This is a genomic window from Kineosporia sp. NBRC 101677 (assembly GCF_030269265.1).
GTDB classification, from domain to species: domain Bacteria; phylum Actinomycetota; class Actinomycetes; order Actinomycetales; family Kineosporiaceae; genus Kineosporia; species Kineosporia rhizophila.
In genome coordinates, this window is sequence record NZ_BSTA01000004.1 from 244,822 (window position 1) to 256,487 (window position 11,666).

Consider the following 11,666-nt stretch of genomic DNA (forward strand, 5'->3'; position numbering starts at 1 on the left):
GCCCGATGGTGGGCCATTCGTCCATATTGTGTGGATGGTCCACCACCCTGAACCCGCGCAACCGTTCGCCGAGCTCCTGCGCCGGCACCGGCTCGCGGCCCGGCTCACCCAGGAGCAACTGGCCGCCAAGGCCGGTCTGAACGTGCGTTCGGTGAGTCAGCTCGAGCGGGGCAAGGTGCGTTACCCGAGGCCAGAGTCGGTGCGGCTGCTCGGGCAGGCGCTCGAGCTGGCCGACGACGAGCTGGCCGCGTTCACCGAACTGGCCCGCTCGGAGTGGTGGGCCGACCACAACGCCCACGCCGACGTCCTCAATTGGTCCCGCCCCACCCAGTTGCCGGGGAGCATCCCCGGCTTCACCGGGCGCAAGACCGAGCTGCAACAGCTCGACCAGCTGCTCGAACGAGTGGCAGAAACTACGGACGTCCCCGAGGCCCCAGCCGTCATAGGTGTGGTTTCAGGGGCGGCCGGGGTCGGGAAGACCACGATGGCGTTGCAGTGGGCGCGTACGGTGGCCGCTCGTTTTCCGGATGGGCAGCTGTATGCCGACCTGCGCGGCTTCGACCGCTCGGGCGCGGTGGCTGACCCCGCAGACGTGCTGCGGGGGTTTCTGCAAGCGCTCGGGGTAGAGGCCGGATCGGTGCCCGTGTCGTTGGAGCAGCGGGCGGCGCTGTACCGCAGTCTCTTGTCCAACCGTCGGATCCTGGTGGTGCTGGACAACGCCCGCGACAGTGATCAGGTCAGGCCGCTGCTGCAGGGGTGGGCCGGTTGCCTGACCCTGGTCACGAGTCGGAACCAGCTGACCTCGCTGGCGGCCACCAGCGGCGCACAGTTGCTTACCCTCGAGCCACTGCCCTCCGTAGAGGCGCAGGAGCTGCTCACGGCCCGGCTGGGTGTGCAGCGCATTGCGGCTGAGCCCAGTGCGGTAGAGAAGATTGTGGACGCTTGTGGCGGGCTACCGCTGGCACTGGCCGTTGCGGCGGCGCGGGCTCAGCAGAGCAGCTTTCCGCTGTCCGTACTCGCGGCCGACCTCAGGGAGGCCGCGCAACGGCTCACCGTGCTGGAAGCCGGCGACGAGGTCACGGACGTACGGGCGGTCTTCTCCTGGTCGTTCGAAGCGATCTCGGCCCAGGCTGCGGATCTGTTCCGACTGCTGGGTCTGCACCCCGGTCCCGAAATCTCTCTCCCCGCCGCAGCCGCACTCAGCGGCCAGCCCGTGACCGACGTCCGTAAGCTCTTGATCGAATTAGTTCGCGCCAGCCTGCTCAGCGAACGCGCACCCGGCCGCTACCACCAGCACGATCTGTTGCGTGTGTACGCCGCCGAACTGGCCGCCACGCTGGACCAGGGCGAGCGCCGCAGCGCGATCATCCGCCTGCTGCAGCACTACGCGCACACCGCATACAACGCTGCACGGCTGATCGACCCTACCCACGACCCCATCGAGATACCCCTGGGGCCGGTGCTTCCGGGTACGAGCGCAATCACCGTCGCCGACGACCGACAGGCCCTGAACTGGATCGGCGGCGAGCTCCCCTCCCTGCTCGCCGCCGTCCATCTGTCGGCCGAGGCCGGTCTGGATGATCTGGCCTGGCAGCTGGCCTGGACCCTGGAGTCCTACCTACGGCGACAGGCCCGGTGGAGCGATCTGCGTGACGTCACCGCAGTCGGGCTGCGCGCCGCCGAACGTCTGGGCACCCCCGCCGCCCAGGGCTACTCGCAGCTGGTCATGGCCACCGCCGCAGCCGAAGTCAGCCAGCTCGCCACCGCTCATACGCACGCGGCCGAGGCCCTGGAGCACTACGCCCAGGCTGGAGGAGGCTCGGCCCAGCTCGGCCAGGCTCGCACTCACCGCATGATCGGCTGGCTCTACGAACTGCAGAACCAACATACGGACGCCCTCGCGCACGTCCGTATGAGCCTGGCCGGCTATCGGGCGGTGGGACATCGTGACGGGGAGATGTTCGCGCTGAACGCCGTGGGCTGGGGACTGACGCTGACCGGCGAGCACGCTGAGGCCGTGATCAGCTGCCGGCAGGCGCTGGCGCTTGCCGAGGAGGCCGGTGATCGTAATGCGCAGGCGATGATCCTGGACAGCATCGCGTTGGCCGAGCATCACCTCGGCCACTACGGCACCGCCATCGACTGCTACAGACGGGCTGCTGACCTCTTCCGGGAGCTGGCCAGCCCTCGGGGAGAGGGATCCACCCTCGCCCGCCTGGCCGACTCCCAGGTCGCTGCCGGAAGCCTGACCGCCGCGCACGCCACCTACCAGCAGGCGTTGCACCTTCTTCGCGCCCAGAATCATCCCGACACCACAGCCGTCCTCAAACGATTCACCGACCTCCCTCCGGCCCCCACCGAAGCGCCCCCGGGGTGAAATGGTGGACGCGGGGGAGCCGGGTGAACAGGACGAACGACTTGACGTTCGGCCGGAGGTTCGCTGCTTCTCGTCGGGGGAGTGGTACTCAGGTACCACGTCGGGCCGGTACCCCGAGGTGGCGACAGCAGGGAGCGGGATTCGCCAGGGTCGTAGTCACGCACGCAGTCAGGCCTCTGACCAGCCTTGGCAGGAGAATCATGATTGAGACCCGGATCGAAGCCGCCCTCATGCCGCTCTACCTGCGCCTGCGCACCCTTGGGCCGTGGGACCTGGCCGCGACCGCATTAATCCTCGGCGTCGGCGTCTTCCTCGCCCAGTCCTTCTCGCCCGCGTTCGCGCTGACGTGCTGCCTGCTACCCCTGGTGCGCGTCTTCCCCACGGCTCTGGGGCCGGTGGCCGCCCTGCTCAGTGGGCTCGGCTACTCCTGGTGGCAGAACCAGGGCCAGGGAGGCCTGTTCAGCGAAGCCGGGATCTGGTGCCTGATCGCGGGCGTGGCGGCCTGGCACGTGGGGCGTCGAGGAGTGGCCGGGTGGATTCTGCCCCTGCTCGCTGTGGCCGCTCTGATCGGCACAACCCCCTGGCAGCTGTCCGCGACCCCCGCGGGCGTGATCGCTTTCGCCTACGTCGCCGGGCGGATCCATGCGTTCCACGATCGTGTGGGCCTGCTGAACCAAGAGCTGCACGAGGCCCGCGACGAGGTCACGGTCGTACGCAGCGAGAACCGCAGCCTGGAAGAGCGCTCGGCCCTGGCCCGCGAACTGCACGACGTGGTGGGGCATCATCTTTCGGTGATCTCACTGGCTGCCGAGGGCGCGAACCTGAACCCGGACACCACTTCGGAATCGCTGCAGCGCATCCGCATTGCCTCGACCGCCGCTATGAGCGACCTCGACGTGCTGCTGCGCTCGCTGCGGGCAGACGGCGAGAGCGCTCCCCTTGAGCCGTACAAGGGGCTGGCCAACATCGAGGAACTGACCGGTGTGCTGCGCGAGGCCGGCATCCAGGTCGAGTCCCGCATCCTGGTCACCATTCCCGTGCCCGAGGGCCTGCAGCTCACGGCCTACCGGATCGTCCAGGAGGGCGTCACCAACATCGTCCGCCACTCCCAGGCCGGCCGCGCTGCCCTCAGCATCACCACCGCCGGCAACGACCTGCTGATCTCGATTGGAGACGACGGCGTCGGCTTCAGCGGTGGGCCCGACGAGCAGGGACGAGGGTTGGTGGGGATCGGCGAACGCGTGGCCAGTTTCGGAGGCATCTGGTCGACCGGCACCTCCGAGGCCGGCGGCAGCGTGCTCGACGTCAGGCTCCCGATCGCCCTCGAACAGATCACCTCATGATCAGCGTCGCCGTCGTCGACGACCAGGAGCTCGTGCGCGCCGGCCTGCGCAGCGTGTTGTCGTCGGCGGCGGACCTGAACGTGGTGGCCGAAGCCGAGAACGGCCGCCAAGCCGTACGCCTCGCCCACGAACTCGAGCAGCTGGACGTGATGCTGCTTGACATCCGCATGCCCGTGCTCGACGGCCTGACCGCCCTCCCGCAGATCCTGGAAATCCGCCCCGACCTCGCCGTCCTGATCCTGACCACGTTCCAGGACGACGAGTACGTGGTCGCCGCCCTGGCCCAAGGCGCATCAGGATTCCTGCTCAAGCGCGCCTCCGGCACCGAGCTCATCGCGGCCGTCCGAGCCGGAGCCGCCGGCGACGCCGTCCTGGCCCCCGAGGTCACCCGGGCCGTCATCCACCGCAGCACCCAGCCCGCCCCCGCCCCCGCCCCCGCCCAGACCCCCGCCGAACTCACCGCCCGCGAGCTCGACGTGTTCCGCATGATCACCGCCGGCGCCAACAACGCCGAGATCGCGGCCCAGCTCTTCCTGAGCGACAGCACCGTGAAAACCCATGTCTCCCGGGTGCTGCAGAAACTGGGCTGCCGTGACCGGGTGCAGGTGGCGCTGCTGGGGGTGCGGATGAACATCCTGGCTACTTAGAGGCGCTGACGGTTCCCGGTGCGTCCCGACTCGGCCACGGCCGCGATCAGTGCGGCGTTGTGGGTGGCCAGGGCGAAGTCGGGGGTGGTGCGGGAGCCGGTGCGCAGGTCGGTGGTGATGCAGGTGTACACCTGGGACACATTGAGAGCCGGGCCCTGAAGAGCCGGTGCCTCGGGCGCGTCGAACTCGGCGCTGGAGGTGAGGGTGAGGTCGCCGCCCTGAACGCCGAACATCGTCCCGCCGCGCAGCCGCAGCCAGCCTTCCGTTCCTCGGACGGTGAAGTCGAACTCGGCGTCCTCGACCGCCGCGCCCCCGATGACCGACACGTTGAAGGCCGTGCCTGAGCCGGCGGTGCCGAGGATGTCGGCGTGGTCAGGCACTTCGCGGGTGGTGCTCTGCTGGGTGTCGAAGACCTGGGGGTTCGGGAAGAGGGTGGGGGTGTGGGCCTGCAGTTCGCTGACCTCGCCCAGGACCGACTCCATCAGATCCAGGGTGTGCCCGGCCGTGATGGTGAGCAGGTTGGCGCCGGACGAGGCCTGCTCGAAGTACAGGTAGCCCGACGCCGTCACCGGCCCGAAGGCGCCCGACGTCGAAACCACCCGCGCGCTGACCGGACGCCCGATCGCCCCGTCAGCGACCAGTTGTGCAGCCCGCCGAACTGACGGGTTGAGCCGACCCTGCAGCCCGATCGCGGTCACCGCGTCCTTGCCCGCGGCCTGCAGGTACTGGGCCTCGGCCAGATCGACCCCGAGCGGCGCCTCGCAGTACACCGCCTTGCCGGCCTTGAGCGCGGCCTCCACCAGGGCCCGGTGCGCCGGAACCCGCACGGCGACCGTGACGATGTCGATCTCGTCGCTGGCGATCATCTCCAGCGGGTCTGCGTACCAGCGGTCAGCGCCGAAGGCCTCGGCTGCCTCGCGGGCGCTGGCCTCGTTCCGCGTGGCCACGGCGGCGAGGTGGGTGTCGGCCAGGCTCTTGACCGCGGGCACGTGGGAGAGCTGCGCCCAGCTGGCCCTGGTGTCGGCGCCGATGATCCCGACGCGGAAAGCCTTGTTCATTGTGTGTCTCCAGAGCTGGTGGTGGGTTGGCTCCAGAGAACTGCCTGCCGCGTCGGGCCACCAGTGCTGGTCGAACCTGGGCATGGGATGACCAGGTACGACGGGACTCAGGCCCAGCGGGCGGCGTTCTGCTCGAAGGGCTCGATACCCACGCTGGCCCGGCGTTCGTTCAGCTGATCCGGGTCCACGCACGGCCAGAGCACGGGCTTGCCGTCCACGACATCGGCGACCTGGGTTCCGTACACCTGGTAGCGGCCCTCGTTCACCGCGACGCGATCTTCCAGGAAGGCCAGCTCGCGGGCCTGCGCAACGCCGCGGTCAACGGCCTCGCGTAGCAGCCGCACGGCCAGCCGTTGCACATCGAGCTGCGTATCTGCGTGCTGGGCGATGAGCCAGGCCCCGCGAGCGGCCTCTGGGCCGACGCGCTCAGCCGTTGGCCAGCCGTGGTTCTCCAACAGTTCATGCAGCCGGTCTGCGTGCCGGACGAACACTTCCCGCTGCTCACGCTTGACCTCTGCGGTCACCGGCCCGGGGACGTCGGCCCGGGTCCGGATCATGAGCTCCTTCTGCTCCGTCATCATCGCGACCAGCTCAGCGGCAATCTCATTGTCCTGCAGCATTTCTGCTCCCCCAATGCGGTGATGGAGCAGTGATTCTGCGGCACGACGGGGGCCTTGCCGCAAGGCCCCCGGTCGCCGGTAAGCTTGAGGAGGGGGCAGGAGTGGTCGGCTCCCGTTGCCCGGTCGAGCGGTGCCCAGGGGGTTGCACCAGATCCGTCGAGCGTCCATGGTCTTGGTGCACGAGGTTGATGGCCGGGAATGTGGCCGTCGGCCGTTCGCTCCTCGACGGCGGCAAAGGGGATCCGAAATGCGGGCAAACAAATGGACGACGGCGGCTGGGGCAGCGCTGACCGGTGCCTTGGTGGTGGGTGGGCTCTTCGGCTCGGCGGGTCCGGCGTCGGCCAGCCCGACTGTCCAGTCTTCGCAGGGCGTCTCGCACGAGGCGGCGGGCAAGAAGAAGGGGCCGCTGTCGGGCAAAAGGCAGGTGACAATCGTCCGTAAAGGCTCTTTCGAGTCGGGGGTGGCCCTGATGAAGAAGGCGGGCCTGGTCGAGCGGGACGACGACGCGGGGCGTCAGTTGTTCGTGCCGACCCCGCTGGGCAAGGGCAAGTACCTGGTCAAGGCCTACAAGAGCGGGTCGAAGGCGAAGGCCACCTGCTGGCAGGCCTACCAGCCCAAACCTACTGCCTCGCTGCGGATCCGTGGGGCCAAGTGCAACGCGAAGAGCAAGGCCCAGCGGTTCGAGATCGTGAAGATCAAGGGCAAGGGCAAGGGGTACGTGTTCAGCAACCGGGGCGCCTACCTGTGGCACACCGACAACGGGTTCATCCTGGAAGAGATCGGTGACGCCACGCAGGACACCTATTTCAAGCTGGTGGACAACGGTAAGGCGCCGGCCTGAGTCCTGATCTGCGCGTCGGTGGCTGCCGGGTCGAAACGGCCCGGCAGTCAACGGTTCCGCCTCAGGAGCTGAAGTAGGCGATGATGGCCGGCACGTCGGCGACGGTGGCGTCGGCGGGAGCCTGAACCGGTTCGGCCTGCTGGTCGATCTCCACGTCGAGCGCGAGGTTCGCTCCCTTGACCGGCTTTTCCAGGAACTGCACCAGGTCCACGTTGAGGCCGGTCAGCTTGCCGTTGTCCACGTAGAGGTCGACCGCCACGTCCTGGTCGGGCATCTCGTCGATCGAGGCGATCTCGGTGTCGCCGGTGAGCGCGGCCAGGTCGTCCTGCACCGACTCGGCGATCTGCTTGGCCGGCGCGGTCATCCGGTAGCCGCCGTCGATCGTGGTGACCTTCACGTCCTTCTCGAACGCGGTCTTCAGCGAGTTCAGCAGGTCGTAACCGCGCGTCGGGTCGGGCGCTCCGATCTCGGTCAGGTCTTCGAGCAGGCCGTCCTTGGTCAGGGCCTGCTCGGCCTCGGGCAGGTTGATCGAGATCCACCTGCTGTCCAGCAGGGCGTTCCCGGGGTCGGCGAAGACCGGCGGGACGTCGTCGAAGACCGTGCGGGCCTCGGCCACGTTCGTCCCGAACTGGTCGGTCCACCAGTCCGCGTCGACGCGCAGATAGAACTGGTCGTCCACTCCGACCACATCGACCAGGGACGAGTCCTTCAGCTGCACCGAGACCTGGTACGAGTCCGGTCCGTCGGACAGCGTCTTGTCTTCTGCCGCACTGAAGTTCGACGAGATCCGGCCGTCGAGCGCGGCGACGGCCAGGTCGATGTCCTCCTTCGACATCCGCTCGGTCTTGGGCTGGGCGGCATTGATCTTCACCAGATCCGCGCGCGAACTCTCCAGCCGGGCCTGCACTCCCAGCTCCTGCGGGTCGCCCAGGTTCTGAAAGGCCCTGAGCAGCTCCGCCTTCGGCCCGCTGCCGACAGTCGTTCCGGCCTTTCCGGTCTGCTCGGCTCCGCAGCCGGCCACCAGCGTGGTGGCGATCAGGCCGAGCCCGACGAACAGTGTCGTTCCGGTGCGCTTCATGGTTTCGTCCTTCGCTTCTGGTGACGGTCCTGCTTGCCTGACAGAAGGCTAGGAACGGACGGGGGTGCGCGGCGTCGGCCCGAAGTATCAGGATCGCTGGTCATCCGAAAGTTGCGATACACCCCCGGACGGGCGCCTGACCTGCGCCGATGCCGGTTCCGCGTAGGGTGCACAGATGGATGCCTCGCTCACGCAGCCCGAAGTACAGCCCGGCCGGGGCCTCGGATCGGCCTCGGCGGTGCTGTGGGACATCGACGGAACCCTGCTGACCTCGGGCGGGGTTGCAGCCCAGGCGTTCCTGAAGGCGGTGGAGCAGGTCACCGGACTCAGCCCCAGCGTGGAAGGCATCGAGTTCGGGGGCCGGATCGACCCGGAGATCGCCACTCTGCTGCTGGAGACCATCGACCACGGCACCGATCACGTGCCGGCGGTGCTGTCGACCTATCACGACCTGATCCACGGTGACCTCGACGCGCTGAACACGCGCACCCAGGTGCTGCCGGGGGTAAGGGAGCTGATGGCCATGCTGGTCGACGCCCAGGTTCACCAGACCGTGGTCACCGGCAACATCCGCAGCGTGGCCGAGGCGAAGCTGAACGCCGCCGGCCTGGTGCCACCGATCGACGTGGAGCCGGGCGGCTACGGTGACAGCGGCTCCACCCGCGTCGAGGTCGCCGAGTCGAGTCTCAGGGCTTTGTTCGGAGACCAATGGACGACGCGGGTCGGGGATTGCTGGATCATCGGCGACACCCCGCGCGATCTCGCCTGCGCACAGGCCCTCGGGCTGCGGTGTGCCTTGGTCGCGACCGGCCGTACTCCGGTCGAGGCCCTGCAAGGCCTGGGAGCGGACGCCGTCCTGACCGGGCTCGAGGTGCCCGGTGACATCAAGCGGCTCTGGGGCTGACTACTCCTGCTCCTTGCCGCACCACCACGTGGTCCGGCCTCCTACCGTCCCCTGGACCATGGACGTATGGCAGCGCGGGCAACGGGCAGCCTTCTTGCGGTAGGCGACCACCTTGAGGGTGTGAACTCCACCCCCGGCAATGGCGTCGCGGATCGCGGCCCGGGTAGCCCGGAGCAGGCGGCTGACCTCGTCGGGTGCCAGCTCGTCGGCCGGGCGGGCGGGATTGATACGGGCGGCCCAGAGGATCTGGTCGGCCAGCAGATTGCCGATGCCGGCGATGCGGTCCTGGTCCATCAGCCGCGCCTTCACCGGGGCGCCGCTCGACTCGAGCAGTGCCCGGAAGGCCGGGGGCTTGATGAACTGCGCGTCGGGCCCCAGCTTCTCCACCGGCGGATCCAGGCGCACGCGGCCCAGACGCCGGGGATCGATCAGCAGCAGGGAGCCGCCGTCTTCAAAGGTCAGGCCGAACCGCGTGAAGCGATGGTCACCGGCCTGGCGCCCCCGCTCCCAGTAGTCCCCGCCGTCGACCTCGGTGCCCTCCCCGTCGCCGATCACGATCTTCCCGGACATGCCCAGGTGGATACCCAGCACCGGGCCGTCGTCGGAGGTGTCCACCCACATGCTCTTACCCCGCCGGTGCGCCGCGGTCAGCGTCCGGCCCAGCAGGGCGCTGCGGATCTGGCCGGGGGAGTGGGGGCGGCACTCGTAGGTGTCGCTGTCGTCCACGTCCGCGATCGTGCGATGCAGTGCAGCCCGCTCGATGACGGCGCGAGCAGACTCGACTTCGGGCAGTTCAGGCACCGGGGAAGCCTCGCACAGTCTCCGGACTGCACAACGGCAACCGTCGCGCCGTCATAAGACGTAGAAATTTGTCTGCTGACGGGACAACCTCGAGAGGGGTAAAAGGCGTCAAGCATGGGGGGAGGACCAATGACGGCGATCGAACACCGTGCGACTGGCCATGCCAGCGCGCTCGAGCAGGTGAAGAGCTGGGTGCGCAGGTACTGCCTGGCCAGCCTGCTCGGCACCCCTGGCGCAGCCCACACCGCCGACCTGGTCACCCAGGCCGTCTACGCCGACGTCCGTGCGGCTCTACGCAGCCACCGAGCGCAGTCGCCCACCTTCGAAGCGTTCGTCTACCAGGCCATGGTCTGGCAACTGCGGCACGTCGAGCGCCCGCAGCCGACCCCAGCGGGTTCAGCCCTGCACCACCTGCCCGACCACCTGCGCGAGGTGCTGCTGCTGCGCACCGCCGCCGGCCTGAGCGCCGAACAGACCGCCCGCGCCCTCAGCCTGCCCACCGAGGCCGTGATGGCGGCCCAGCATCAGGCGTTGCAGGTGCTGCGAAGGTTCGGCCTTCCGGGCTGACCGAGTCAGACTGCGCGGCCCAGCAGGGACATGAGCTGGACGGTCGGGTCGGTGCTGGTGGTGGGGATCGAGGGGGCGAAGATGCCGGTTCCCTCGAAGGCGGCCAGATGCTGGCGGGCAAAGCCGAGACAGATGCCCACGGCCTGAGGGTCGAGGGTCTCGTCCTGGCCCGAGCCGCGGGCCAGGTCCCACTCGTGCACCGTCAGGTCGACGAACATCTGCCCGGCGTAGATGTCTGCCGGGACGGTGCCGAAGGACAGTTCCACGGTGCCGGACAGGTCGGTGCTGAGCCAGGCCTCCCGGGAGACCTGGGCGGCCTGCTTCCAGACGCCGGCCGGGTCGGTGCCCACCAGGTCTCCTTCGTAACGATCGCCGACCTGGGCGAGGGATTCGTGAGCCAGGATGTGCGGGGCCCAGAAATGCTCGCTGACCAGATGGTTCACCAGGCGCCGGACAGACCATTCCGAGCACGGGGTGGGGTTGTCCCAGCGGTCTTGCGCAACGGCTTGGACGCGGGTGTCGAACCGGTCGATCGCGGCAATGATGGCCAGGGCATGTTCGTGAGGCACGGGTGGACCTTTCGGGGATCTGAAGCTGATGTCGGACGGTTCTACGGCCGAATCCGCCCGACGGTTCACACCTCGCCCGATCAGGCACCCGCGACGGTCGTCTTCTCCACCAGTTGCCCGTCGCGGAAACAGAAGCGGTAGTAGAGGTTGCCCGACGCGTCCGTGACGTCACTGGACATGTACAGTTCGCAGTCCGCTCCCTTGGGAGTCGGCTCCGGGTCGCTCTTGCCGGCCCCGAACACGTCGGCCTCGGTGAACTCCACCGCGTCGGAGATGTCGGCCCGCACGGCTTCCCGCGTGTCTCCCACCTGCACCGAACTGTAGGCCTGGGGTGAGACTGTGCTCTTGGTGAAGAGCTTGAACAGGAAGTAGCCGCCGCCTGCCAGTGCGCCGATGCCCAGGATGCATGCCACCAGGATTCCGGCCAGAAGCTTTTTCATGACTGTGTTTTCCCTTCGTCAGTACCTTTTCCGACCCCTTGATCGTGACAAGGCGCTGTTGACGGGCACGACCGCAATCCGGCTGATCCCCGTGCTGTCGCCGGTGATACGAAAGTGCTACGGCGCCAACACGGAGCGTTGGCAGGGGTGACTCGAAAGGGGCCTCTGGGGGCCGACCGCCCGGCGCTCGCCTATTGTGGGAAGCGGTTGCCCTGAAGTAGTCCGATGGAAGGAACGACATGGCTGACGGTGCGGCGCAGGGGTGGGTGAAGAAGGCCGAGGTCGACGAGGGGGACGGGTTGACCCTGGCCGAGATGGGCCAGCTGACTGAGCTGGCCATAGAGGTCGAGGCGCGGGTCACCGGCGGTCCTCTGGCGCCCCCGTCGGCCTGAGCGGCCCCTCTCCGGCCGGGCGGTGGTGA

General features: G+C 68.5%; 13 protein-coding genes. 7 read left to right on the forward strand and 6 right to left on the reverse strand.

The genetic code is table 11. The features are described from left to right. The first annotated feature begins 34 nt into the window (after positions 1-34). The 3 genes from QSK18_RS13870 to QSK18_RS13880 all read left to right on the forward strand — a co-directional run bounded on the left by QSK18_RS13870 (position 35) and on the right by QSK18_RS13880 (position 4,367). The gene (locus QSK18_RS13870) at positions 35-2,377 is read left to right on the forward strand and encodes a tetratricopeptide repeat protein (protein WP_285619370.1); all 2,343 of its coding nucleotides are present in this window, start codon (positions 35-37) and stop codon (positions 2,375-2,377) included. A gap of 200 nt (positions 2,378-2,577) precedes the next feature. After that, positions 2,578-3,720 carry a sensor histidine kinase gene (locus tag QSK18_RS13875; protein WP_285619372.1) on the forward strand — a complete coding sequence of 381 codons (1,143 nt, stop codon included), beginning with the start codon at positions 2,578-2,580 and terminating at the stop codon, positions 3,718-3,720. Beyond that, a complete protein-coding gene (locus QSK18_RS13880) occupies positions 3,717-4,367 on the forward strand; it encodes a response regulator (RefSeq protein WP_285619374.1) in 651 nt (216 codons plus the stop codon). Before QSK18_RS13875 ends, QSK18_RS13880 begins: the two co-directional genes overlap by 4 nt. On the opposite strand, the gene QSK18_RS13885 is transcribed toward QSK18_RS13880, so the two are convergent. Together QSK18_RS13885 and QSK18_RS13890 are read right to left on the reverse strand one after the other, a co-directional pair. Continuing rightward, complete coding sequence (locus tag QSK18_RS13885; RefSeq protein ID WP_285619376.1) at positions 4,364-5,425, reverse strand: Gfo/Idh/MocA family protein; 1,062 nt, start codon at positions 5,423-5,425, stop codon at positions 4,364-4,366. The two genes, QSK18_RS13880 and QSK18_RS13885, sit on opposite strands and share 4 nt — an antisense overlap. Positions 5,426-5,532: 107 nt before the next feature. Beyond that, complete coding sequence (locus tag QSK18_RS13890) at positions 5,533-6,045, reverse strand: DUF6624 domain-containing protein (protein WP_232812419.1); 513 nt, start codon at positions 6,043-6,045, stop codon at positions 5,533-5,535. A 247-nt stretch (positions 6,046-6,292) separates the two neighbouring features. Here QSK18_RS13890 and QSK18_RS13895 point away from each other — a divergent pair, with 247 nt between their 5' ends. Further along, positions 6,293-6,886 (forward strand): hypothetical protein, encoded by a 594-nt coding sequence (locus QSK18_RS13895; RefSeq protein WP_285619379.1) that lies wholly within the window; start codon positions 6,293-6,295, stop codon positions 6,884-6,886. A 61-nt stretch (positions 6,887-6,947) separates the two neighbouring features. On the opposite strand, the gene QSK18_RS13900 is transcribed toward QSK18_RS13895, so the two are convergent. Beyond that, a complete protein-coding gene (locus tag QSK18_RS13900; RefSeq protein WP_285619381.1) occupies positions 6,948-7,964 on the reverse strand; it encodes a hypothetical protein in 1,017 nt (338 codons plus the stop codon). A gap of 175 nt (positions 7,965-8,139) precedes the next feature. On the opposite strand from QSK18_RS13900, the gene QSK18_RS13905 reads away from it, so the two are divergent. Then, positions 8,140-8,868, forward strand: a complete 729-nt coding sequence (locus tag QSK18_RS13905) for an HAD family hydrolase (RefSeq protein ID WP_285619383.1) — start codon at positions 8,140-8,142, stop codon at positions 8,866-8,868. Here the strand turns inward: QSK18_RS13905 and QSK18_RS13910 are convergent, their stop codons facing one another. Then, complete coding sequence (locus tag QSK18_RS13910; protein ID WP_232812423.1) at positions 8,869-9,669, reverse strand: Fpg/Nei family DNA glycosylase; 801 nt, start codon at positions 9,667-9,669, stop codon at positions 8,869-8,871. Positions 9,670-9,798: 129 nt separating this feature from the next. On the opposite strand from QSK18_RS13910, the gene QSK18_RS13915 reads away from it, so the two are divergent. Next, positions 9,799-10,236, forward strand: coding sequence for a sigma factor-like helix-turn-helix DNA-binding protein (locus QSK18_RS13915; RefSeq protein WP_285619386.1), 438 nt, complete (start codon positions 9,799-9,801; stop codon positions 10,234-10,236). Between the two features lie 5 nt (positions 10,237-10,241). Here the strand turns inward: QSK18_RS13915 and QSK18_RS13920 are convergent, their stop codons facing one another. Then, entirely contained in the window at positions 10,242-10,805 is a 564-nt protein-coding gene (locus QSK18_RS13920) for a TIGR03086 family metal-binding protein (RefSeq protein WP_232812425.1), read from the reverse strand. Positions 10,806-10,885: 80 nt separating this feature from the next. Next, the gene (locus tag QSK18_RS13925) at positions 10,886-11,245 is read right to left on the reverse strand and encodes a hypothetical protein (protein WP_285619390.1); all 360 of its coding nucleotides are present in this window, start codon (positions 11,243-11,245) and stop codon (positions 10,886-10,888) included. Between the two features lie 239 nt (positions 11,246-11,484). Between QSK18_RS13925 and QSK18_RS13930 the strand changes: the two genes are divergently transcribed. After that, complete coding sequence (locus tag QSK18_RS13930) at positions 11,485-11,637, forward strand: hypothetical protein (protein WP_232812427.1); 153 nt, start codon at positions 11,485-11,487, stop codon at positions 11,635-11,637. Positions 11,638-11,666: the final 29 nt, after the last annotated feature.